General features: G+C 45.4%; 19 protein-coding genes. 9 read left to right on the forward strand and 10 right to left on the reverse strand.

Going from position 1 to position 24,632, the window contains the following annotated elements; all coding sequences use genetic code 11:
* The first annotated feature begins 233 nt into the window (after positions 1 to 233).
* The 6 genes from RIF36_RS16160 (at position 234) to RIF36_RS16185 (ending at position 7,447) form a co-directional block, all read left to right on the forward strand.
* Positions 234 to 1,229 (forward strand): YheT family hydrolase, encoded by a 996-nt coding sequence (locus RIF36_RS16160; protein WP_350121023.1) that lies wholly within the window; start codon positions 234 to 236, stop codon positions 1,227 to 1,229.
* A 71-nt stretch (positions 1,230 to 1,300) separates the two neighbouring features.
* On the forward strand, positions 1,301 to 1,999 hold the full coding sequence (locus RIF36_RS16165) for an SOS response-associated peptidase (protein WP_350121026.1): 699 nt from the start codon (positions 1,301 to 1,303) through the stop codon (positions 1,997 to 1,999).
* A 110-nt stretch (positions 2,000 to 2,109) separates the two neighbouring features.
* A complete protein-coding gene (locus tag RIF36_RS16170) occupies positions 2,110 to 4,158 on the forward strand; it encodes an OmpA family protein (RefSeq protein WP_350121029.1) in 2,049 nt (682 codons plus the stop codon).
* Between the two features lie 52 nt (positions 4,159 to 4,210).
* Entirely contained in the window at positions 4,211 to 5,218 is a 1,008-nt protein-coding gene (locus RIF36_RS16175; RefSeq protein WP_350121032.1) for a 3-oxoacyl-ACP synthase III family protein, read from the forward strand.
* The gene (locus tag RIF36_RS16180) at positions 5,212 to 5,817 is read left to right on the forward strand and encodes a hypothetical protein (protein WP_350121035.1); all 606 of its coding nucleotides are present in this window, start codon (positions 5,212 to 5,214) and stop codon (positions 5,815 to 5,817) included. Before RIF36_RS16175 ends, RIF36_RS16180 begins: the two co-directional genes overlap by 7 nt.
* 145 nt (positions 5,818 to 5,962) lie before the next feature.
* The gene (locus RIF36_RS16185; RefSeq protein WP_350121038.1) at positions 5,963 to 7,447 is read left to right on the forward strand and encodes a toxin-antitoxin system YwqK family antitoxin; all 1,485 of its coding nucleotides are present in this window, start codon (positions 5,963 to 5,965) and stop codon (positions 7,445 to 7,447) included.
* Here the strand turns inward: RIF36_RS16185 and RIF36_RS16190 are convergent.
* Together RIF36_RS16190 and RIF36_RS16195 are read right to left on the reverse strand one after the other, a co-directional pair.
* Positions 7,444 to 8,535 carry a DUF4249 domain-containing protein gene (locus tag RIF36_RS16190; RefSeq protein ID WP_350121040.1) on the reverse strand — a complete coding sequence of 364 codons (1,092 nt, stop codon included), beginning with the start codon at positions 8,533 to 8,535 and terminating at the stop codon, positions 7,444 to 7,446. The genes RIF36_RS16185 and RIF36_RS16190 overlap by 4 nt on opposite strands.
* Before the next feature lie 5 nt (positions 8,536 to 8,540).
* Positions 8,541 to 10,955, reverse strand: a complete 2,415-nt coding sequence (locus RIF36_RS16195) for a TonB-dependent receptor (protein ID WP_350121043.1) — start codon at positions 10,953 to 10,955, stop codon at positions 8,541 to 8,543.
* Between the two features lie 195 nt (positions 10,956 to 11,150).
* Here RIF36_RS16195 and RIF36_RS16200 point away from each other — a divergent pair, with 195 nt between their 5' ends.
* Positions 11,151 to 11,324, forward strand: a complete 174-nt coding sequence (locus tag RIF36_RS16200; protein ID WP_151999439.1) for a Lacal_2735 family protein — start codon at positions 11,151 to 11,153, stop codon at positions 11,322 to 11,324.
* Between the two features lies 1 nt (position 11,325).
* Here the strand turns inward: RIF36_RS16200 and RIF36_RS16205 are convergent, their stop codons facing one another.
* From RIF36_RS16205 to RIF36_RS16215, 3 genes are all read right to left on the reverse strand, one after another.
* Positions 11,326 to 12,393: a DUF6340 family protein gene (locus tag RIF36_RS16205; RefSeq protein ID WP_151999440.1), complete on the reverse strand. Its 1,068-nt coding sequence runs from the start codon at positions 12,391 to 12,393 to the stop codon at positions 11,326 to 11,328.
* 66 nt (positions 12,394 to 12,459) lie between these two features.
* Complete coding sequence (locus RIF36_RS16210) at positions 12,460 to 13,239, reverse strand: alpha/beta fold hydrolase (RefSeq protein WP_350121046.1); 780 nt, start codon at positions 13,237 to 13,239, stop codon at positions 12,460 to 12,462.
* Positions 13,240 to 13,338: 99 nt separating this feature from the next.
* Complete coding sequence (locus RIF36_RS16215; RefSeq protein WP_151999442.1) at positions 13,339 to 15,498, reverse strand: glutamine synthetase III family protein; 2,160 nt, start codon at positions 15,496 to 15,498, stop codon at positions 13,339 to 13,341.
* A gap of 172 nt (positions 15,499 to 15,670) precedes the next feature.
* On the opposite strand from RIF36_RS16215, the gene RIF36_RS16220 reads away from it, so the two are divergent.
* On the forward strand, positions 15,671 to 16,387 hold the full coding sequence (locus RIF36_RS16220; protein ID WP_350121048.1) for an RsmE family RNA methyltransferase: 717 nt from the start codon (positions 15,671 to 15,673) through the stop codon (positions 16,385 to 16,387).
* Between the two features lie 59 nt (positions 16,388 to 16,446).
* Here the strand turns inward: RIF36_RS16220 and RIF36_RS16225 are convergent, their stop codons facing one another.
* The 4 genes from RIF36_RS16225 to RIF36_RS16240 form a co-directional block, all read right to left on the reverse strand.
* Complete coding sequence (locus RIF36_RS16225; RefSeq protein WP_350121051.1) at positions 16,447 to 17,499, reverse strand: outer membrane beta-barrel protein; 1,053 nt, start codon at positions 17,497 to 17,499, stop codon at positions 16,447 to 16,449.
* 108 nt (positions 17,500 to 17,607) lie between these two features.
* Positions 17,608 to 18,894, reverse strand: coding sequence for an ammonium transporter (locus RIF36_RS16230; RefSeq protein WP_416868189.1), 1,287 nt, complete (start codon positions 18,892 to 18,894; stop codon positions 17,608 to 17,610).
* 740 nt (positions 18,895 to 19,634) lie between these two features.
* Entirely contained in the window at positions 19,635 to 20,645 is a 1,011-nt protein-coding gene (locus RIF36_RS16235; RefSeq protein WP_151999445.1) for a glutamine synthetase beta-grasp domain-containing protein, read from the reverse strand.
* Positions 20,646 to 20,991: 346 nt separating this feature from the next.
* The gene (locus RIF36_RS16240; RefSeq protein WP_350121054.1) at positions 20,992 to 22,704 is read right to left on the reverse strand and encodes a hypothetical protein; all 1,713 of its coding nucleotides are present in this window, start codon (positions 22,702 to 22,704) and stop codon (positions 20,992 to 20,994) included.
* A gap of 246 nt (positions 22,705 to 22,950) precedes the next feature.
* Here RIF36_RS16240 and RIF36_RS16245 point away from each other — a divergent pair, with 246 nt between their 5' ends.
* Positions 22,951 to 23,730: an NIPSNAP family protein gene (locus RIF36_RS16245; protein WP_350121057.1), complete on the forward strand. Its 780-nt coding sequence runs from the start codon at positions 22,951 to 22,953 to the stop codon at positions 23,728 to 23,730.
* 40 nt (positions 23,731 to 23,770) lie between these two features.
* Here the strand turns inward: RIF36_RS16245 and RIF36_RS16250 are convergent, their stop codons facing one another.
* The gene (locus RIF36_RS16250; protein ID WP_350121060.1) at positions 23,771 to 24,577 is read right to left on the reverse strand and encodes a tetratricopeptide repeat protein; all 807 of its coding nucleotides are present in this window, start codon (positions 24,575 to 24,577) and stop codon (positions 23,771 to 23,773) included.
* Positions 24,578 to 24,632 lie beyond the last annotated feature (55 nt).

A 24,632-nucleotide genomic window follows, 5' to 3' on the forward strand; every position in this document is an offset into this window, starting at 1 on the left:
TTGAAATTTTAATCACAACTATGCATTATCATGTTGCGACTCGTAAATTTATAAAATTGAGGCTTAGCCATGAACATATTAAATGATATTCGTCGGAAAATGTTTTGGTCGGCTAGCGAATCTACCTCAACATCAATTTACAAACGTGTGCATAGGTTCCCATCTTCCACGATATTAGCAATAACAGCAGCAGTATTCATGATATTTTTGAAAATTTATTGATCCGCCCAGCAATGTCGGTATTTCAGCAGCCCAGCTACAAAGGTTCCCTTCTTTCAATAAATAAACACTTCGAAACGATTTACCCTGCCCTTTTCAGAAAAGTCTCCAATCCCCCTGCCGTGCGAAGGGAAAGGCTGGAAATGAAAGATGGTGACTTTCTTGACATTGATTATGCCATACATGACACAGCAAATCGCAACCACAGGGTAGTAATTATCACTCACGGGCTGGAAGGAGACAGCAGCAGGCCCTATATTAAAGGGATGGCCAAGGCCTTTTATGCCCACGGCTGGGACGTAATGGCATGGAACCTACGAGGCTGTAGCGGTGAGCTCAACAGGCTACCGAGGTTCTACAACAGCGGGGCAACCGAGGATCTGGATGCAGTGGTGGCCGAAGCCGTCAGCAGAGACTACGCCGAAATTTCACTCGTAGGCTTTAGTCTTGGCGGCAACATGACTGTGAAGTTTCTGGGGGAGTCCTACGCTGACCAATATCCGATTGCATCGTCCGTAGCGTTTTCCGTGCCTCTTGACCTGGAGAGTTGCTCCATTGAAATAGATAAATGGCACAACTACCTCTACACCCGAAGATTCCTGAATACGTTGATTAAGAAAGTGGTTCGAAAAGCCGAAATTTTTCCCAAATCGTTCAACACTGAGGGCGTCCGAAAAATAAAAAGCATCTTTCAATTCGATGAAATAATTACCGGCCCCCTGCATGGCTACAAAGGCGCTATTGACTACTACACACGGTGCAGCTCAGCCCCGTTTGTGCCAAAAGTAAGTACACCTTTGCTCGTGGTCAATGCGTTAAACGACACTTTTCTTTCCGACAAGTGCTACGAGGAAAGCACCTTCAGCGCCAACCCAAACACTTTATTGCTGAAACCCCAGTATGGCGGGCATTGCGGTTTTGCAGAGTTTCAAAACGGCAGCACTTACTGGTCGGAGCAGGTGGCTACTGAATTTTGCCTGCACCCCGAGCGGTGGCTTCAGGTCAAGTAAATGGCTCACAGTCAGCGTTACGGTCGTATTTTTACGGCAAATTAGATAGCTTTGGGAAAACCAATCATCGAATGAGTTCACGCTATACATTGAGTAAGCCACCGGAAGAAGTTGCCAGACGATTTAAAGCCGACGTGACAGACTCATATGAGCCGAGGTTTAACATAGCGCCGACGCAGCTCGCACCGGTTATTACCAGCGACTCACCGAAGGGATTTTCGTTTTTTTATTGGGGCCTCATTTCCAAATGGGCCAACAACAAAAGCATCAGTGAGAGGCTTTACATTACAAGAGCCGAGCAAATTCCCGAGAAAGCAAGCGCAAAAACCGCTCTGATGGAGCGCCGGTGTTTGATACCAGCTGATGGGTTTTACGATTGGAAAAAAGTGAGCAAGAAAGGGCAGGTACCCTACTACTTTTTTGAAAAGCAGCATCAGCCTTTTGCAATGGCAGGTCTTTGGGAGGAATTTGAAGACGATGAAGGTGAGCAAATGCATTCGTTTACAGTGATCACCTGTGCTGCCAATCAGCTGGTAACGGAAGCCAGTGACCGGATGCCTGTCATGATCGAAAAGTCTCGTGAAAGCACCTGGCTGAACAAAGCTACGACATTCGAGGAGCTGGTGAGCATGTTAACGCCCTTTCCGGCACTGCAAATGCAGCGCCATCCTGTGTCATCAAGAGTTAATAATATAAAGTATGATGCGCCTGACTTGATCTTGCCGGCAGCGCCTTCGGATCAGTTCGGTAACTATACACTCTTTGACTAATTGACGATTTATCATTATCCTGAGACAATTTGTATCTTGAACAAGTTCGTATTCATAGCGTTTTGAAGAAGTATCAACCAACCCGGTTTCTATTGTATCTGTATACCAGCATGAAAAATTTGACCTATTTACACTTTCCTTTATTTGCCCTGTTTGTTGTGGGTGTCCTGCTTCCTAATGAAGGATTCTCACAAGGCAAGCACAGCACCTATGTGCGAGCCGAGGATTCCTTTTATGACGAGGAGTTGGAGACCGCCTTTCTGTTATTCAACGAATACCTGGCCGGGTCACCAGACGACAGAAAGGCTCAATACTATGCCGAAATTTGCTCACTACTCACCTACTACCCCGCCAAACCACTGGATAAATTTCTTCAGTTCGAAGCGACCCTGGGTACCAGCGATAAATTTTTCTATTACTGGGCGGGAAGAATCTATGCAGCACGGTACGACTATGGTGCAGCCATAGAAGCCTGGCAGAAATTCCTCGACCTGAAGGCCTACAAAAGCAAAGTGATTACTGACGAAGCAAAGGCGTTTATCGACGATGCTATTGTTAAAAAATCCTTTATTGAGCTTCCGTCCACCTATTCAGTGCACCATTTGCCGACACCTATAAATACGCTCAATTCTGAAGAGAACCCTATCTTGTTTGACAACGAAAGTAAGCTGATGCTTGCGAGCATAGGCAACGATGAGAGTGTCCGCCGAAGAAAGCAAAGGTCAACTATTTATTTTTTTGAGCGGCAGGGGAAAAACAAATGGTCGGCACCAGTGAGCTACCCGGCTTTCAAGGAAATGAAAGGAAACATCGTCAACCTTCAGCTTTTCGACAACGAAACCAAGCTTCTTCTTTACTACGAAGACAAGAAAGGTGATTTGTACCAATCAGAAAAAGTGAACGGTGTTTGGCAAAAACCTAAGCCTTTGGATCAGATAGACCGCACTGGGATGCAGGTCAGCGGGTTTTTCACTTCCAATGGAGAAGTACTGGTTTATACCGCCGAATCAAAGAAGCCCGACAAAGACATTGACCTTTATATGGTAACCAGGCAGGGTGAAGGCCAATGGTCGGCCCCCTCTGAGCTACAGGAACTCAACTCTCCGTTTGACGAAGACAGCCCTTACATCACACCAGACGGCTCCACCATCTACTTTAGCTCTAGGGGCCACTCAAGTGTTGGCGGCTTTGACATATTCAAATCAGTACGAAACCCTACCACCGGCAAGTGGAGCGCACCTGAAAACCTGGGGTATCCAATCAACACACCCGGTGATGAAATTTTCTTCAAGTTCAACAAAGACGGGAAAACTGGTTTTTTCAGTTCCGACAGGGCCGGCACAGTTGGTTTTCTCGATGCCTACCTGTTCGTAGAAGAAATCAAGATTCCGATGAAGGGCAGGGTAATCGCCAGCTCTACAAAGCAGCCTCTGGCAGGGGTGCTGGTGAAGGTAACGCCCGACAACCAGTACCTCAACACACTTTCGGCTGAAAGCAATCAGGACGGGGAGTTTGAGGTCTTGCTTACATCGGGATTTGACCAGGCATTCGACCTGACCTACATGGGGCTGCATGTTAAAACAGAAAGTATTTCTGTGGATCAAACAAGCCCCACGGACACGGTCAACAAAGTTTTTGACGTCGACTTAACCGAAACAATCCTTGCTCAGCAAACGCATCAACAGGGATTCCAGCAAGGCAAATCAACCATCCCAACCAAAACGACTACAAAAGTTGCCAGTGCAAGCGCCGAAACCACAGCCCCCATTTCGGAATACACAGAGCTGAGTGACCTGGGAAAGAAATTCAGCAAAGGCAACAAGGCCATTTTGAGCAATATCTACTTTGAGCCGGGATCCGATTATATCAGCTCTGCTTATACGCCCGAGCTTTTCGCACTGTTCAAGGTGATGAGCGAAAACCCTGAACTGAGAATAGAGATTGGCGGACACACCGACGCTTTGGAGGAAAAGACCAGCTCACAGAATTTATCGAAACTCAGGGCAAGGGCAGTGGGCAGCTACCTGATGCAAAGAAGAATATCGGAGGATAGAATTAAGGAAGTAGGCTATGGAGCCACGCAACCCCTGGCATCGAATGACAATGAAAAAGAAGGACGTGAGCTAAACCGCCGCATCGAAGTCCTTGTTATTGAATAGAACTTAAATTGTTTCGTTTATTATTCTTGTATAAATAAAACTCAACACCCAAATGAGAGCAAGCAAGATAGCAGGCATTGGCCACTATGTGCCCGACATTGTAGTGACCAACAAAGACCTTGAAAAGCTAATAGAAACCACTGACGAATGGATTCAGGAAAGAACGGGCATCAAGGAGCGCCGGTTTGTAGACCCAAAGTCGGATGAAGCCCCATCAACCATGGGTACCAAGGCTGCCCGGATTGCCATCAAAAACGCCGGTATCACGCCCGACGACATTGACTTCATCATTTTTGCTACCCTCAGCCCCGACTACTACTTCCCAGGCCCGGGCGTGATGGTGCAGGAGCAGCTTGGCATCAAAGAAATTGGTGCGCTGGATGTCCGAAATCAGTGTTCAGGGTTTGTTTACGCCGTATCGATTGCAGATCAATTTATTAAAACAGGAATGTACAACAACATCCTGGTAATAGGCTCCGAGCTCCATAGCAGCGGCCTCGACATGACCACCAGAGGGCGTGGTGTCTCAGTTATTTTCGGCGACGGCGCAGGTGCAGTGGTGATGCAGGCAGCCGACAAGCCCGGTCAGGGGATACTTTCCACTCACCTGCACTCAGAAGGCAAACATGCGAAGGAGCTGGCGCTAATAGGCCCAAGTACCAAGCACTGGGTGGACAAGCTAATCGTCGAAAACGACCCAGAAGACATTAGCTACTACCCCTACATGAATGGCAACTTTGTGTTCAAGCACGCTGTAACCCGCTTTGAAGAGGTGATCAATGAAGCGCTGGACAAGAACGGTTTCAAAAGTACGGACATCAGCCTTTTGATCCCGCACCAGGCCAACCTGCGCATCAGCCAATTCATTCAAAAGAAAATGGGCCTGTCCAACGACCAGGTATTCAACAACATCATGAAATATGGTAATACTACAGCTGCGTCCATTCCCATTGCGATGAGTGAAGCGTGGCAGGAAGGAAAAATAAAGGAAGGCGACTTAGTGTGCCTCGCTGCATTTGGTAGCGGGTTTACCTGGGCATCTGCACTTATCAGATGGTAGAAGACGGGTTTTCTAAGGAAGAAATTGAGTTAATGGGCGACGGTGAACTACTGCTGCTCAAGCGCAAGGTGATTTCGAAGATGGCTGACCGCTTCTCCTTAATAGAAGGCACGTTTACACAATTAATGCACAATGAAAGTGATCTTCATTTACCGCCAGACACCTTACTAAAAGCAGGAAAGGTATCCAGAGGAGAAAACTATAAAGGCCTCCCCTATATCGTGCTGGACTACCCAAGGCTTATGACCCGCCACGACGTGCTCAATATCCGACTGTTATTCTGGTGGGGGCATTACTTTACCTTGTCGCTTCATTTGGGGGGCGAGTTTTGGAAGGAGAGAAAGCCAAATATTTTAAGGAACATTGGGGCACTTACTCTGGAAAATATTCGTTTCCAAATCGATGGTTCACCCTGGGAAAACGACATTTTCTCAGATAATTTTCACGAGTTAAACCCCTCAGACAGCGTGCAAACACTTTCAATTGAAAAATCCACCTTTTTGCGGCTCAGCCACTATTTACCTCTCAATGAGACACAAAATCTCGATGAATTCGCTACCAAAGGTTTTAAAAAATTTATGTCTATTTTAAAGGATTGAATAATCTAGCATTGTTTTTGAATACCAAAGTAATCGGACAACAATCAAACCCCGGATGAATAAGCCCGCAAGCTATTTGTTTACATACTATATAAGCATTTTTTGTCTATCCAGCTTTTTGCTTCCCGGATTAAAGGCCCAAACGATGTCTTTTCCGGATACAATTGCTACGTACAAGGGCGAAGTACAGAATGGTAAAAAAGAAGGCCTATGGCTTTTTTACAGGAGCAACAACCAACTGCTGGCGGAAGGTTTTTACAAAAACGATAAGAAGGACAGCCTTTGGTTTTTCTACAACGCAGATGGCCGCCGCAACCAAATGGAGAGCTACAAAGGTGGCATTCTCAACGGCATTTATGCCAGTATCTATTCAAATGGAGAAATCAAAGAAAGAGGCCGGTATAAAGATAGCCTGAGAACTGGTGAATGGGAAGGGTTCTACCGATTTGGGCTGAAGCTTTACGAGGGCAAATACAATGAGGGCAAAAGAGAAGGTCTTTGGAAAGAGTACTATGAAACAGGTAACCTTAAGTCGGCAGTGTTTTACGAGAATGACAAACTCGAAGGTGAGGCGGAATTTTACGACGAATACGGCCAATTACAGTCCAAAGTAAACTATAAGGAAAACACGCTTCACGGCCCTGTTACTGAGTTCTATCCCGACGGCAGCGTGGCACTTGAGGGACTCTTCAAGATAGGAAAGAAAGACAGTGTTTGGACAGAATATGATCCTTTCAAATTGGTTTTGGCGAAGGAGAAATATAAAAACGGCTCACTGGACGGAAAACAATCGTACTACTATCCAAGCGGCAAACTGGAGAAGACTGAGGAATATGAGTTAGGCACAGCAACCGGCAACTGGCAGCAATATTATGAGAATGGTCAGCTCAAACTGAATGTCAACTATAAGAACGGGCTAAAAGAAGGCATATATCAGGAGTTTTTCGCCCGGGGCAAAAAGAGCGTTGAAGGCAAATATGCCTACGACCTGAAGACCGGTACCTGGACAAGCTTCTTTGAAAATAGCAACCTCTATTCTATTGGCGATTATCTGCGTGATCAGAAAACTGGCTTGTGGAAATACTTTTACGAGGCTGGCCCAATCGAAACCGAAGGCAAGTACAAAAATGGTATGAGAGACGGCCAATGGGTCAGCTACTATATCACGGGAGAAATATCTGCTATTGGTAGTTACAGGCTTGATCTGGAAGATGGTATCTGGGGTAGGTTTTACCAGAATGAACAACTGATACAGGATGAGAACTGGGACAACGGCCGACTGCTGGCTGTCAGCGAATACTTTACCCCAAAAGGCGAAGTTCTGCCAGGCGGCACCCTAAAAGACGGATACGGGTCAAGGATAACCTACTATGACGACGGCACCCTTAAGCTGGAAAGCTATTACAAAAACGGCTTCACTGCTGATGTCTGGAAGTACTATCACCCAAATGGCAAGCTGGCCTCTGAGGGGCAGTTGCTCAACTCCCAAAAACAAGGCGCCTGGAACTACTACTATGACAACGGAGCAGTGGAGTCAGAGGGCAAATACCTCAATGATGAGCGCACCGGCCTATGGAAATTTTACAACCGTAAGAGTAGGATAACCGATCAGATCAATTATTCCAACTAGTACGTCGGCGCATCGTCCCATTCCGACGGCTTTCTTTCCGTTCTGTAGATGGACTCCTCGCACTCCTGGCAGCCCCGTGTGTCGATATTATATAGGGGTGTTGAGCTATAAGGGAACGAAGGAATATTGTCTCGCCTGAAGTACACGGCCTTCACCTTGACAGAAGACGCTCCAAAATACCCCAGCACCTGCTCATCCGGATCGTTCACGTTAAAAAGATTTCCATTGACAGTCACAGGCGGTTTGTCGAAAACACCGCCGGCATTGTTGATCAGGTCGCTGGCTGTTTTCCAAAACTTGTAGGCAGATTCCGTCAATGAATATTGCTCGGCCTGCAAATAGTATGGCTCCCGGCTGTCGTACTCGAACGACATCAAAGGCACTCTGCTGATCCTGCCGCCATTCACCAGGGCATCCGATCCAATATTGACACATCCTGCGCAAGCTTCTATTTCGAAACACTCACTACAGCAGTACCTCGCATACCAGGTTGGTGGCGATGGAAAATTTTGAACATACGTGAGACAGTAGTCAAGCTTGTTGTAATGCTTCCACTTCCACAGGTAATAGTTCTCCTCTTCTACGGGGTCGTTGGCATCCAGGTAAACATCAAATTCACCCTGCACAAATTCGCCCGTCACATCCCGGTACTCGGCGTATAGTGTATCTATTTCCGGCGCATAGGGCATCAGCTCCGGGTATGATTGATAGGCCTTGCCGTTGGAAAGCTCAACTCTAAGCGTGTAGAATCTACCCGCAACTCCTTGTATACCATCCGCCGCAGTCACATAGGTACCTGCGTTGCCACTATAAACCAACTCCTCCTCGTTGCCTTCGCTGTCACTGATAAAAACCTTAGCGTCTCTTATCGTGTTCTCACTTTTTTTATCACCACTAGTGTACGAAGTACTGTAACTCAGCTTGATCACATAAGGCCCTGCCAGGTCTGTCACCGTTCCTTCCACGCTCAGCTTTGGGCTTTCGTTGGTCAAATCTGGACTAAATGGTGTGATGCAAGAACCCAGTAAAGTCAAGGAAAATATGTGAGCAGCTTGCAGAATACGCTTTATAGTCATTTGGTTCTTCATGGCTATCAAAAGGAGAAATTATACGTGATGGAAGGGAAAATGGTGCCAAAAATGGAGAGCTTGTAGGCGTTCGCCTGATTCACAGAGGCCTGATTATTGGGCTTAAAAAAGACTGAATAGGCATTCTTACGGGCGTAAACATTGTAAATGGAGAATGTCCAGCTACCCTTCCACTTCGTTTGCTTGGCGGGGTCCGGCCCAACCGTCATCGCCAGGTCGAGCCTGTGATAGTCAGGTATTTTGTACTGATTTCTGCTCACATAGTTGGGAATGAAAAGTCCGTAGACATAGTATTTGTCGTCCGGATATGTAACCGGCCGACCCGTGCTATAAGTGAAGTTGGCAGAAAAATTCACCCTGGCACTCTCCTTCCAGGTAGCAGATATATTCAAAATGTGAGGTTTGTTGAAATTGGTGGGGTAGTACTCCCCTCCACTTATTTCTTCTTCCTCAAATTCACCTTTCACCTGCTGACGTGCCTGCGAATAAGTATAGCTTAGCCAGCCAGTAAGACGGCCTAAGTTTTTCTTCGTCTGAAATTCAACTCCATAAGCATAGCCGCTGCCGTGAAGGATGGCAGTTTCAAGCGCCTGATTGAGCAGCAACTCGGCCCCGTCCTTGTAGTCACTTACATTTTGAGTTGTTTTGTAAAACACCTCAGTTGATACCTCGTACTCATTGCTGTTAATATTCTTGAAATAGCCTACCGACAATTGATCAGCAATGATTGGCTGAGAATAAGTGTTGCTTAGCTGCCACCTATCGATAGGCAATGCCGCAGTTGTGTTCGATACCAACTGCAAATACTGTCGCATTTTGTTGTAGCCAAGCTTTATCGAACTGCTTGGGTTCAGACTGTATTTAAAAGAAAACCTGGGCTCTGCCCCATGGTAGCTAGCCACCTTTTCACCTCTGCTGAAAAAAGTCGTATCTGTAATTGTTTTGAGTGAAAATGGCTGGGTTGGGTCGTAAGAGTACACGTTTCTCTCACCCATGTTTTGGAAGTACGAATACCTAAGCCCAAGCATCAAAGTAATTTTGTCATTAAACACGATTTCATCACTTACGAAGCCCGCCAGCTCCAGTCCGTTTTCCTGCTGTAGCAACAACTCGTTGACACTCGACTGGTCGCTGTTAGGGTCAAGATGACCCGGGTCAATGATGTACTTGGTGGCAGCCACCCCAAACATCACCGAATGTCCGCCGGAGCTAAACCAACTAAAGTCTGATTTGAGCTTGCGGTACTTTACAGCCGAGGTAAGGTCAAATCCGTTGGTAGGTTCGGGGCTCGATATGATCGCATTGTAGTCGCTGTACACACCGACGATATTGGCAATGAAGTTGTCCGCAAAAGCATGATCCCAGCGAACCGTGGCGTTGGCTGTTTCCCATGCAAATTGAGAAGACGAAGCGTTTATTTCCACGGCCGACAGGGAATCGGACGCCAGCTTGAATCCGTCGTGGGCCCTGTAGAACGACACCTGGAGTTTGTTGTTGTTATTCAGCTTGTACAACAGCTTGCCCGTAACATCATAAAAGTTGGCCCTGGTGTCCTGAATAGATTTGTTGGGAGATATTTTGAGCAGGTAATCAGAAAATGAAGCTCTTCCACCTATCAGGAAGCTGAGCTTTTCGTTCTTGCCAATAGGCCCCTCCAGCATCAAACGGTTGGAAATAAGTCCTACGCCACCTGCCAACTTGAGCCCTTCCGTTTCCGGATTTCTTATTTTGATATCAAGCACCGACGACACCCGGCTTCCGTACTGCGCAGGAATGGCCCCACGGTAAAAAGTAACGTCTCGCACCATGTCCGGATTAAAAACTGAAAATAGGCCCATCAGGTGGGAGCTATTGAAGACCGGCGCATCATCCAGCAGAATCAGGTTTTGGTCAATATTACCCCCTCGCACATTCAGCCCTGTGGTGCCTTCACCCACCGTACTCACTCCGGGCAACATCAGCAAACTCTTCATTACATCCACTTCCCCCATAAACGATGGCATCTTTTCGATGGTCTTCATCGACATTTTGCTTACTCCTATTTCTGAGCTGGAAATATTGTGATCCTCTGCCTGTCCGCTTACACTCACCTCTTGCAAAAGCTGCGACGACTCCTCCAGGTTCATGTTAATAGTAACTGCCCTGTTGAGTGCAATATTCCTTTTCTTCGATTCGAAGCCCACATAGGTGAATTCAACCGAGTGAACCCCCTGAGGAAGAAACATCGCAAAGTAACCTGTGGAGTCTGTCATGACCCCGGTAGACAAGTTGGTTATGTACACATTGGCTCCTTCGATGGGTTCCCCTGTGACACTGTTTTTAACGTAGCCTTTTAGTTGAAAATTCTGTGCCGAGAGGTCTGAAAAAGCACAAAAGAGCAGAATAAAAAGAGCCGTGAGAGCCCTTAAAAAGTATCTCATTTAGTTTTCGATGTAGTAAAATCCTGTGGTAAAAATCTAATAACAGCTAAAGGTGTCGAAACCCCGAAAGTAGCGATTAATTTTTTCTCAAAAAAAATGTAGTTACCATTCCTTGGTGACAATATTTTAGGAAAACACCATCACCAAAAACATTATAGCGATCATCCTGTTATATGATTTGTAAATCACAAAAGCATGGCATTCGGATTCTTTAGAAAGAAAAGTGAAAAAGAAAAACTGATCGAAAAGCACAGAAAGCTGCTTGAAGAGTCGTTTAAACTCAGCAGTATAAACCGCCGAAAATCGGACGAAAAAGTCGCTGAGGCCGAAGCTCTGATGCGTAAAATCGAAAACTTGCCCGAAAAGTAGATCAGTCCCTCACTCCCTGCTGCTGCAACAGCTGGTCATTGTATATTCTCTGGTTCAGGGTGCTATTGTAACCACGGCCCTTCTTGTTCTCGTATTTAGTGTAAGACCTTGACGCCCATTCTTTGGCGCTATCAAAATCTCCCAGCACTTCGTAGGCCACAGCAATATTGTAGGCCAGCTTGCCTCCTTCTTTTCGCTTAATACTCTGGCTAAGCCTCCCTCTCCAGGTGTCAATAGCGTTTTGCCATTGCCCCACCTGCGCCTCTCTCGCACCTTGCCTTACTTCAGGTGTCTTCTTCGACTTAGCGTAATAAAACCGACTCAATTGCACCGGCATCGGCGCAATTTTGTAGGCATAGGTAGAACCAGCAGTGCGACTAACCTGCCTGGTGGCTTCCGTCTTTTGAATTAACTGCGACATGGCGTCTTTGACATTGGCACCAGTAGCACTCCAATTATTGGAAGGATTAAAGAGCTGCTGATCTGCAATGGTCTTTTCAAGGGGATCGTAAAGTCGAAAACCAATCTTTGCATTGCCGACGCCCTCGGCATAATACTCGACTACCTTCTCCATTACTTTTTTTCCGTCTTTCTCAACCTCTCGTTCCACATCACGTTTCCCGTTGGTAACGATGAAGTCGGTATCAAAAATTTCAACGGCGATCACAGCATCTGCACCATAGCTCCGACAAAGACGTTCGATCACTCCCCATGAAATCGGATCGGGAAATGCGCCTGTCATGCTGTTGCCCTTTAGCGTTTCGCTGGCTCGTTTCAACTGGAACCTGGGGCTCGCCATAAGCTGCTGCTGAAAGGCATTCATCGCTTCTTGAAGGCCCGCCCTATCCTCGCCTGGCATTTCACCTGTGAGTATTCCCTCCACTATGCCAAGCCCTTTCTTTTCAAACTCAGTCCTGTCGACCAATAAAATTGTGTTGACATGAGACGGAAAGGTAATCTCAGCAGGCCTCAACGTATTGATATATACCGATTTGGTACAAGAGCTGGCAGCCAGGCCTATAGGCAACAGAACCGCTAGAAGCCTCAGGGTGTGATTAGTTAGTCTCATAATATTCAAGTCTAAAGAAACGCTTATCAATAAAGATACCAAAAATACTACATTCCCAAATTGACGCTAAGGCAAAGCATTCAGATAATTGATACCTTTGACTATTTCCTGTGGATGCGACCAGGGGATAAAGTGATTAACCCCTCTTAGCAGTTGAATGTGAATGAGGCTATCGGGCATAAATTTTCCGGGGTAATAGGCATTTCCCATTGGCACAAGCGTGTCCTGATCACCCTGAAGCATATAAACAGGCGTGAGTAAACTCCTCCAGCCATCTGTCATCATCTCCAGCTCTTCCTTAAGGTCGATAATTTCATCATTGGATACCGCCAGACTTATGGGCGTGAAAGTGCGAATAACGAAGTTGCGCAGCAGCGGCCTGAACCACTCATCAGGTTCCAGCGCTGGGTCAATCGAAGGAGCCACAAACAACAACCCCCTTACATTGTCAGGGTAATCCATCGCCATTTGGGCAATGACCGGGCCACCCAGTGAATGGCCAACCAGAATAGCCTTCTTGTCAGGGTATCTCTTCAGTATCTGATACAAAAACTGGCTTTGCTTTTTTAAGGAGGGCTCAGCTCTGCCAAAATTAGAGTGCCCAAACCCCGGCCTGTCGGGCGCTATAATGTGAAAGTTGGCAATAAGAACCGAATCCTTCAGAAAGTCGGCAAAGGCACTCCAGGAACCGGGAGAGCCATGAACAAACATTACCAATGGCTTCGTTTTGTCGCCTGCTTCAGCGTAGTTAACTGTTCTGTCGTCGAAAGAGAACGACACCAGTTCAGGCTTTTGAGAACCTTCGTAATAGTCATCCATTGACCTGGAAGACATACGAAATTCCATGCACCCGCCAATAAAATGGGAGACAAGAGCACAGACAACAATCACAAAAAATACCTTCAGAAGAGTTTTCAAAACCACATCGTGTATGAGGCTCCTAACCTATTTCAGAAACAAAAGTTCCCTGTATTTAACGAGTGGCCAGTCCTCGTCGTCAACAAACAACTCAAGCTTATCAACCGAGTACCTGATCTTATCAAAATATTTGTGCCTGATGTCATCACAATAGGCAATAGCCCGCTTCCTTGAATCCTCAACCTTATTGATCTTCTTCCTTTCTTCAATCATCTCATTCACATTTTTACGCAGAGCAGAAATGTGTTGGCTGATTTCTTCTATATAGCTGATGATCTCTTTGTTATCCACCCCAAGCTCCTTCAAGCCTTTTGCATTCTGAATGAGCTTATTCTGATAAGCAATGGCCGTTGGAATGATATGGTTCAGAGCCAGGTCTCCCATAACCCGAGAGTCAATCTGGGCCTTTTTGATATAGTTCTCAATCATGATTTCATGACGGGCTTTCACCTCCTTTTCATTCAATATTTTATTGGAGCTGAATAGCTGAGTGGACTTGTCAGAAAGGTAAAAATCCAATGCCCTGGGTGTGTCTCTCACATTGGAAAGACCTCGCTTTTCAGCCTCTTTCACCCAGCTATCCGAATAACCATCGCCCTCAAACCTAATCGATTTCGATTCCTTGATATATTTTCGCAGAATCTCGATAATCGCCAGCCTGCGGTCTTTACCCTTGTTGGTCAACTTGGTTACTTCCGAATAGAACTTATTGAGCTGGTCGGCCACAATCAGGTTGAGCACCATCATAGGGTTCGACACATTCGACTCGCTGCCTACTGCCCTGAACTCAAACTTATTGCCGGTGAAAGCAAATGGCGAGGTTCTGTTTCTGTCGGTATTGTCCATGATGATTTCAGGTATCTGATCAATCCCGAGTTTCATATAAAGATTATCACCCTTTTCAATTTTCACATTCCCGTTTTTCTCCAGCTCGTCCAGCACATTACTCAGTGTTTGCCCAATGAAAACTGAAATAATGGCTGGGGGCGCCTCATTAGCCCCTAACCGAAAGTCGTTACCAAAGGAAGCAATGCTGGCCCTGAGCAAATCAGCATGCTCGTACACCGCTTTGATGGACACCACGAAGAAGGTCAGAAAAAGCAGATTTTCCCTGGCACTGCTGGTAGGCTGAAGCAGGTTCACGCCAGTGTCGGTCATGAGCGACCAGTTGTTGTGCTTGCCGTTTCCGTTTACACCTGCAAAAGGCTTTTCGTGCAGCAACACTTTTAGGTCGTGCTTGAAAGCCACCCTGTCCATGATGTCCCTGAGGAGCTGGTTGTGGTCGGTAGCCACGTTAGCCTCCTCGAACATCGGAGCTGCCTCAAACTGAGAAGGAGCTACCTCGTTGTGCCTGGTGCGAATAGGGATGCCCAACTTGTGAGCCTCCACTTCGAACTCTTTCATGAACTCCTGCACCCTTGTGGGGATGGTGCCAAAGTAATGGTCGTCCAATTGCTGACCTCGGGCCGGATTGTGCCCAAACACCGTTCGCCCGCACATCACCAGATCAGGCCGGGCGTTGTACAGCGCTCTGTCCACGACGAAATACTCCTGCTCCCAGCCAAGCGTGGGCGTTACGTTAGCCACTGCCCTGTCGAACAACCGACAAACTTTGGTGGAGGCTCTGTCAATGGCTTCAATGGCTTTCAGCAGCGGTGCCTTATAGTCGAGTGCCTCCCCGGTAAACGATACAAATATCGTAGGTATGCACAGCGTAGTGTCCCAAATAAAAATGGGGGAGCTAGGATCCCAGGCCGTGTAGCCTCGGGCTTCAAACGTGCTTCTTATACCCCCACTTGGAAAGGAGGAGGCGTCAGGCTCCTGCTGCACCAGCGCACTTCCTTTGAACTCTTCTATGCCTTTGGTGGAATCAAAAAAAGTATCATGTTTTTCGGCAGTGGCGCCCGTTAATGGTTGAAACCAGTGAGTGTAGTGCGTCACGCCCCTGTTCATGGCCCAGGTCTTTACAGCCGCAGCCACTGCGTCAGCCGTTTCTTTATCCACCCGTTTACCATGTCCTACATGAACCACTTTTTCAAAAATCTCCGGCGCAAGAGCACTTCGCATTTGAGGTCTTCCAAAAGCATTCTGGCCGAAGTAATCGGATATCTTTAACGAAGGAAGCTTGAACTCTACCTTCTTTCTCATGCTAAGGGCCTCCAGTGCCTTAAACCTCAGTCTTGCCATTTTTAAGTGATATTTTAGTATTAAAAAAACCTGTACGATCGCCCATTTCCGCCAACTTCGAAATTAATCATTTTTTGATCCTGATAAACGTTTTAGTCAAATTACACCGGCCGCACTGAATTCTTTGATGCTTAATTGCAGGCAATGTATTTTGCATCCCCAAGATAACGCTATGCACATTTTCTATCACCCTCAAAAATCCTCAGTGAATGAAGTCGTTACACTCGATAAGGAAGAGTCGCAACACTGCCTGAAAGTACTAAGGCACAAAAAAAGTGACCAGGTTTATTTCACCAACGGAATGGGCGAACGTTATTTATGCAGAATTGTGGGTGACCAACCAGGAGCGGCTCAGCTGGAGGTGCTCAGTATTGAAAGCTTTACGAGACCCTTTCACATTCACATTGCCATAGCACCAACCAAACAGCCCGACAGAATTGAATGGTTTCTGGAAAAAGTGTGCGAGTTGGGCGTGGACGAAATCACCTTCCTAGAATGCGAACATTCAGTACGAACCAAACTGAAGCTGGAGAGAGCAGAGAAAATCACCATCAGCGCTTTGAAGCAATCCAAGAACTTCATCAAAGCAAAACTGAATGGTTTGGTTAAACTGGATGAATTGATACAAACATCGCAAGAGGGCAGGCAAAACTTCGTAGCTATTGCCAACCAGCCCATAGAAAACTATCTGATAGCAAAAGTGAAGAAGCATACCTCCTACCTGATATTGATCGGGCCCGAGGGAGATTTCTCAGCGGCCGAAATAGACCAGGCTATTTCCAGGGGATTTTTGCCCGTAAGCCTGGGAGAGTCGGTACTGAGAACTGAAACAGCCGGCATTGTGGCATGTCACTTATTGCATGTTGCTAACCAAATACCAACGCCTTAAAACGATGAAAGCCCGATTTCACGGGCTTTCTTTTATTCTTCAATTATCTCGCTTGCAGCTTAGAACGTAAACACTGCCGCCAACACAAAGCTGGAAAGAGAGTTAGCATACTTTATGTCCAATGGATCAGAAAAGTCGGTGATAACTGCATCATCCTCAGAGAAAGAATCAATCCTGAATTCAGGAATGAATGTAAGTGGCCCAACGCTGTAGTTCGCAGAAAGCGTGGCCGCAAAAACACTCTCATCAGTTGTAAGCACGCCTACGCCCTTGTCTCCAAAGTATTCACCTCTAACGCCCAATTTAAGTGCATCAGAAGCAGCTACCTGAAAATAACCAGCAGCTCCGTAGAAATTGTCGGAGGCAGAAGTTGCGTTAACGCCAATATATACAGCGTCAGACACGTCCATTCCTGCGGTTAAGTCTATTTGGAAAAAGCCGTCCGTAAATACGGTATTCAAATAAGCACTACCAGCGTCGAATGAGTAACCCAGTTGGCCACCACCATAATAGGTGTTGTCAGGGTTAAAATCCGTTGCGTCAGTTGGGTTCATGATAGCTGCTGCCAGGCTAAATCCACCACCCAAATCAAAGTCGGCTTTTAGTCCAGTGTGCGAAAAAGGACCATAGGAAAACATATAAGAAGTGGAATAGTTAAAGTTAGCAGTAGGAGAGATTACCTCGTAACCCAGAAATGTATTGAAGTTTCCCAAAGTCAACGTTACCTTTTCTCCAACATTCCAATACACATAAAGTTGGTTAACAATGTTTAAAGCTGCAGGTGAGCCAAAAACTGCATCAGCACCACGGGGTCCAAAAACCAAATCCGCTACCATGCCTACCTTTTCGCCTTCGTATGCGCCTATCAAATTCACCATGCCCAAAGAAAAGCCTGGCAGGTTAGCGAACGATGTACCTGGCGCAGTTGCACCACCATTTGTCCTATCATTGGTAGAATTCAAGTTAGCCCTGTAATAAGTATCTACTGATCCCGACAATGAAAACGGAGAAGTCTCCTCTTCTTCCTCTTGCGCAAAAGCGCTCACTGACAACGATAGTGTAAATATTGTAGCGAATACGCCACGGAATAGTAATTTTGTAAAAGTGTTCATAAGCTTTAATCTGTTTTTTTAAAGTTTTTGGATAAGGCCTCTCTTGCTCGTTAGGTTGCCGCCGCAAGCAAGGAGGCCTCTTTTTTTATTGTGAGTTTTGATTGATTATCAATCAGGATAGATGATAGTATAGCCTCTGATACCATGCTCATGGCTATCAAGACCAGACTTCTCATGCTCTTCAGACACTCTGATACCGAATGTTTTCTTAAGAATGAAGAAGATGAGGAAAGCAGCAGTAAATGCGGCCAGGCCACAGATAACCACACCTTTCAATTGAATCCAGAAAGTATGCTCAGGGTTAGTAGAGAACAGACCCACCGCAAGTGTGCCCCAGATACCGCAAACAAGGTGAACAGAAACAGCACCCACTACGTCGTCCAGTTTCAGCTTATCAAGAAGTACAACTGAGTACACTACAGCGATACCTGCCACAAGGCCTACAAAAAGTGCCCAACCCGGGTTGATCACGTCAGCACCTGCTGTAATACCTACAAGGCCAGCCAGAATACCGTTGAGCATCATACCAATATCAAGCCTCTTGAATAGCAGGTAGCCACCAATGAAACCACCGATACCGCCAGTACAAGCTGCCAATGAAGTAGTAACAAGAACAAATGAAACCAGTCCGGGATCAGCAGACAACACAGAACCACCGTTGAAACCAAACCAGCCCAACCACAGCATAAATACACCTATTACTGCAAGAGGTACACTAGCACCTGGCTTGTCAACTACTTTGCCGTCAACATATTTTCCAATACGAGGCCCGAGAAGGATAATACCGGCCAACGCACCCCATCCACCTACTGAGTGAACAAGCGTAGAACCAGCGAAGTCATAGAAGCCCATGTCGTCGAGCGCACCACCGCCCCATTTCCATGAACCGATTAGTGGATATACAAATCCGACATATATAACAGTGAAAATCAAATAAGTAGAAATCTTGATTCGTTCGGCAACGGCACCGGATACGATAGTTGCAGCCGTAGCAGCGAACATGGCCTGAAACAAGAAGTCGGTCCAGTAAGTGTAGCCGCCATCTGCGTAGCCTGTTGTTACGTCAGCGTCTGCCGGAGAAAACCAGAACATTGACCAGCCGGCTCCATCAAAAGCAAACCAGCCAGGCACATCAAATCCTGGGTACATAAGGAAAAAACCACAAAGAGCATAAGTCAAAAGCCCTATTATAGGAGTGATTGTGTTTTTGAATAGGATATTGACAGTATTTTTTGCCTGAGAAAACCCAGTTTCTACCCCGGCAAACCCAAGGTGCATAATAAATACCAATGCTGTAGCCAGCATCATCCAGATGTTGTTGGCTGTCAATAGTACATCAGCAATTTGCGTGCTGTAATCCACAACTTCAGCTGCGGTTTCAGAGGCTACCACCATGGTGGCCTCGGCTACTTCGGCCACAGCACTGTCGACTGCCAGAGAGTCCTGAGCTGAGCTAACGTAAGCAAGAACGGGTGTAAAGACTTTCATCATACTACTACTTGTTAGTGTTAGGTTTAAATGTATTTGAATGAATAATTTTCAATAGTTACTAACTAGTGATTCAATTTTGACCCAATTTTATATCATTTATTGCAAATCAATCATTTTTACGTTCACTTTTTACCCTATACACTTGTCATTTTTACATTCGTTAAAATAATTGCTATTAATATCACCCATATCGACTCCAATTTTAACATATTCATAACAGTAGAGGTTTCGTATTATGATATATTCAAAAAGTGTATGTGTTTTAAATTTTTCATATTATATATGGCGGTTCATTGATAATTTATCAAAATACTGCTCAATGGAAACGATGCCTAAAAACGATCTGGCAATAGCCGTCGCTTCAAATAATTATTTTGCCCAAAAAGCAGTATATCTAACTTTAGTTTCGACCTCCTGTAGAATTGCCGAATATTAGGTGGTCAATACCGCTCAATTCAAAATTTTAGTAGCCGGAGTAAGTCACCTGAGCATCGATTGATAGAATCAATGCTGTCGCATCCTGGGATTGATGGTAAAAAAAGGCACCATTGTGATAATGGTGTCAATTATGAAGAGATGAAAAAAAAAGCCTCCTGAATTGAATTCAGAAGGCCATTATGCAAAAAGAAACAAGTCTGAAAACCTTATTTCACAGTTTTCACAGTTTTGATGATCCTTGCAGCTACTTTGTAGGGATCAGCATTCGACGCAGGTCTTCTGTCTTCCAGGTAGCCGCTCCATCCGTGATTTGCGGTGTAAACCGGAATACGAATAGAAGCACCCCTATCCGATACGCCATAAGAGAAGTCGTGAATAGAAGCGGTCTCGTGCTTACCAGTCAAACGCTGATCATTGTAAGCTCCATAGACAGCAATATGCTCTTTTACCACACCTCTGAAGGCCTCACAAACTTTTTCAACCTTTTCTCTGGAACCAGCAGTTCTGAGGTAGGTGTTGGAGAAGTTAGCGTGCATGCCTGAACCATTCCAGTCAAGCTGACCAAGCGGCTTAGGGTGATACTCGATATACAAGCCATACTTTTCAGAGAGTCTTTCCATCAGGTATCTTGCTACCCACACTTCATCGCCAGCCTGTGTGGCTCCTTTGGCGAAAATCTGCCATTCCCACTGCCCTGTGGCTACTTCACCATTGGTTCCTTCCACGTTGAGACCTGCTGCCAAACACAAATCAAGGTGCTCGTCCTTAAACTCTCTTCCAAAGACGTTCTTACCACCTACACCACAATAGTAAGGTCCCTGTGGAGCAGGGTAGCCTCCAGCGGGGAATCCAACTGGCTTGCCAGTTTCAGGATCCATAAGGAAATACTCTTGCTCAAATCCGAACCAGAAATCGTCATCAGAATCATCAATCGTTGCTCTGCCGTTTGTGACATGAGCGGTTCCATCGGCATTGAGAACTTCGGTCATCACAAGGTATCCATTTTCGATGGCAGGATCAGGACAAACGAAGACAGGTTTTAATAAACAATCTGAGGAGCCGCCAAGAGCCTGCTCTGTTGAACTTCCGTCAAATGACCACATGGGGGCGTCCTCAAGCTTACCGCTAAAACCATCAACGATTTTAGTCTTACTTCTTAAACTTTGAGTAGGCTTGTATCCATCCAGCCAAATGTACTCTAGTTTGGATTTTGACATAATAGTTAAGTTTAATTTTGAACCAGTTACTAAGTGATTTGCAAAAAAACCTTTGATTTAAGGTGATTATCAAAGGCAATGTTACGGTAAAATTGAAATTTTTACAAAAATTGGTTAAATATTGTATATATGGCAAAATATACGTCGTTCGGCTACGGAATTGTTAAATTTAAAGTAATTCAATCGTGTGCAATTTCAAAATCAGAATTATCGTATCCAAGACCTCTGTCAAGCCTACTGTAAGAAGGGAATTAGTGGGTATTACCAGAATAATATTCGGAGTTGCTAAAGTACAAAAAGCCTTGCGCTGGCAGGCTTAAAAGTGTCAATAAAACACAAGTGACAGCTACTTCCTTACTTTACCGGTTCTGTCTATGACAATATAGGCAAGATCGGCAGTTGGGTCTCCTGCAGGTTTTTCGAGGTAAATGATCGTCTCCATCACCATTTTATTAAAAGAAACCGAAACCGGTGGATGATCAAGGTCGAGAGAGGCCTTCCAAAGTGCTTTCCCTACATTGTCGACGGTGGTGATGAAAAGGTGTGTTTTCTCCTTCAGTGGGTAGTGAATAAAAAAAGTCCTGAATCCGTCAGCGGTTGGGGCATGCCCGGCGTTTTTAGGTTTAAAGAAAAAGTCTTTGTTTGGTGTCGGCAACTTTTCGTTCAACATCCATTCCACCGTGTAGGCCGGTGTCGCCTTTGCCACTACAAAGTTCAAGTCTTTACCGACGAGCTTCAGCCCGTTTACATAAAGCCCCGCACTATCTGCAATGTGTATTGTGCTAAATCCAGTTGTTATGGCAACGCTGTCCTTGATTGTCAGTGCAATTGAGTCAGCATTTTCAGCAATCAACCAACTCTTTCTCTTTTTCAAGTCCTCTGCTCTCTTGCTCCACAAGCTCAGTTCTGTATCAACAAAGCTCTCCCTTTCATTGGCATAGCTCAGCAGTTGGTCAGAAGAAACATACCTGCTCGTAAAAAAGACAGGATTCCGCTGAAAACCTCCTTCAGCCTTTTGCTTGTCAATGGCAATAAACCCTTTCATTTTATCCAGCCTTCCAATAAGGTTTGAAACAGCCATATACAGGTCGTCGACTTTAGCGCTGTCGGGCATCACATTTGGCTGTTTTTCAATCAGGTAGTTCAATTCTTCTACTTTGAAACTGACCACCTTCTCAGTCAGGGTATTTGCGCCAAAGCCTCTGACTTTGGCTAAAATCGTCGGGTCAAATTCGAAAGGCCCGCTAACACCAGATGGGTTTTGAACAAAGGCCTGCTTTTTTGCCACCAGGTCACGATCATAAGCAATTAGCTCTTGCCTGAATGGGCCGATATTAGATTTCTGCTCAGATTTTGTCATCTCTATCCAAGCCTTCAAATCCCAATACTCTATGTTGCCTTCCCTGGTAAGGTCAAGAGAACCTTTGTTGAAATCGGCCAGGTCGTACAGCGTTTTTCCCGTAAGAGTGTGAGCAAGCCCGGATGATGGTATCTTAGCTAGTGACGCTTCAGTATTTGCCATAGCGCTTTCAAGATTTTTTACAATTCCTTCGAGCTTCACAAACTCCTGCTCAACTTCCTTGTCCATACCCAGGAGAAAGGAAGACTGGTCTGAGAAGTCAATCTTAAAATTTTGCAGTATGTTTTGTGCCTCATCGTACAACTTATTCGCCACCGATGCCTCTTTTAAAAAAGCCCTGACGTTCTCCCTTCTGTCTTGAAGGGATTTTACCTTGTTTTCTATATCGAGATGAACATCGGACACTTTGATCCCAAACTCACCAGTTCTCAAATCCCTTCTATTGAACTCCTGATAATACTCTTCGTTTTTCTTTAGCTCCTTTTCATCTATCAGCTTCAGTGACTTATTATAATGGAGATCAGCGGCATCGATGTGGATAAACATCTGGGCAGTATCGGTAACGATATTTTCGGACAATGCCTTTCGCTCAAGTATTCTGCCCAGGCTGTAATGAGCATTGGCTTCGTCGCTGTTCTTCGGGTCGGCAATAAATAAATCTAGTTGTTTTTCAGCTTCATCCCATTTTGATGCCTGCATTAAGGGAAAGATATCTTTGTACTTTAATTTCTGAGCCGAAACAGCAAGTGAAAAAAATAAAATAATAGTGGCGGTAGATACACAAGACTTTCTCATTGGTGACGACAATTTACCTCTAAGTTAAAAATGTTCTGCCACAAATGTAAAATACGCCACTATTTCGCCAATTCTAGATGAATCCACAACGTGAGTTGTTAGATTGCAACTTACAATACCAAAACTCACACTTACTTAAACATCAATAAGATGAAAATTTCAGGCATTGCATTAGTTATCACCTTTCTGGTGGCCTTTTCATCCACTTCCTTCGCTCAGAAGTCGAAGAGGGAGTTTTACCAACTAAAAGTATATACGCTCGCTTCTGATGCTCAGGAGAAAGTGGTTGACAACTATTTAAAAGACGCCTTTATCCCGGCTCTTCACAGGGCCAATGTCAAGTCGGTTGGCGTATTTAAAACCAAACTAAGCGAAACGGATACTGTTCGCAAAGTTTATGTACTGATCCCGTTCGCTTCATACGATCAATTCAGCGCCCTGGCCAATACCCTTTCGAAGGACGCACAGTATCAAACAGCCGGAAGCGAATACATCAACGCTGCTTACAACCAGCCTCCATATGCCCGGATTGAGAGCACTTTGCTTCAAGCTTTTACAGGAATGCCCTTTATGAAAACACCGAACCTCACTGGACCAAAAAGCGACCGTGTGTATGAGCTGAGGAGCTACGAATCGGCGACCGAAAAAATCCACCTAAACAAAGTAGAAATGTTTAATGATGGAGAAGTAGCGCTTTTCGATAGGCTTGGATTCAATGCGGTATTCTATGGAGAAGTGATTTCTGGTTCTACCATGCCAAACCTCATGTACATGACCACCTTTGACAACAAAGCAAGCAGAGATGAGCATTGGAAGGCATTTTCGGCTGCTCCGGAGTGGGAAAAGCTAAAGGTGATGCCGAAGTATCAGAACAATGTTTCAAAGAATGATACCAGATTTCTGACACCGGCCGAATATTCTGATTATTGATTGAATTCACTGCATTTTATTCCGATTAGGGGCCAAGCCTCTAATTGGAAGACACTGCACACATTTCAATAAACACCTTTTTGTAATGCTTCGGATCCATGTCTGAAGCTATTTTGTAGTCGGTGCAGGCAGCGCTATTGAGCCCAACGCTTGATTTGCAATCGGCTCGCCTGACGTACAGGTCGGCCGGTGCATACTCAAGTGCTTCAGCCGCATCAAAGTCTTCAATGGCCTCTGCGTAATTACCCGCCCTCATTTGCAAGATTCCTCTATTAAAATAGGCCTGGTTGAAATCAGGTTTTTGAGAAATCACATAGTTAATGTCCCTCAAGGCCATGTACCCATTGCCGACAGTACCCATCACTATCGCCCGATGATAGAACAGTGTAATATCACTGTCATCCTTTTTTATGGCTTTGTTATAGTAGCTCAAAGCACCCCATGGGTCATTGTCTGCCATCATCACCCTGCCCATAAGATAGTTCGCTTCAAAATTCTCCTCGTCTCTCTGCAACACCCGAAAAAGGTCGGTCTTTGCGCCATCCAAATATTCTGTTTTCAACAGGCACCTTGCCCTGGCTATCAAAATCTCATTGGCCTTTTCATTGTATTTCAGCGATTTGCCATACCAGGTAATGGCTTCATTGTGCCTACCCAGCTCCTCAAGGCTTCGGGCTATGTTGTAGAGGTGATACCAGTTTTGCGGATCAAGGCTTGATAATTCCTTAAAAATTGCCAAAGATTGCTCAAAATCTTCATTTTCAAAGGCTTCAAAAGCTGCCTCCTCCTTGTCTTCGCAAGCAAAAAGGCAGAGAACCAGTAGAAAAAGAAGGCTAGCGTTTCTCATGCTGAAAGATAAACTAATCGTTTAGTTGACGCAAATGCTTTTAACTAATTAATTC

Origin of the sequence: Imperialibacter sp., from assembly GCF_040222815.1 — a bacterium.
Lineage (GTDB): Bacteria > Bacteroidota > Bacteroidia > Cytophagales > Cyclobacteriaceae > Imperialibacter.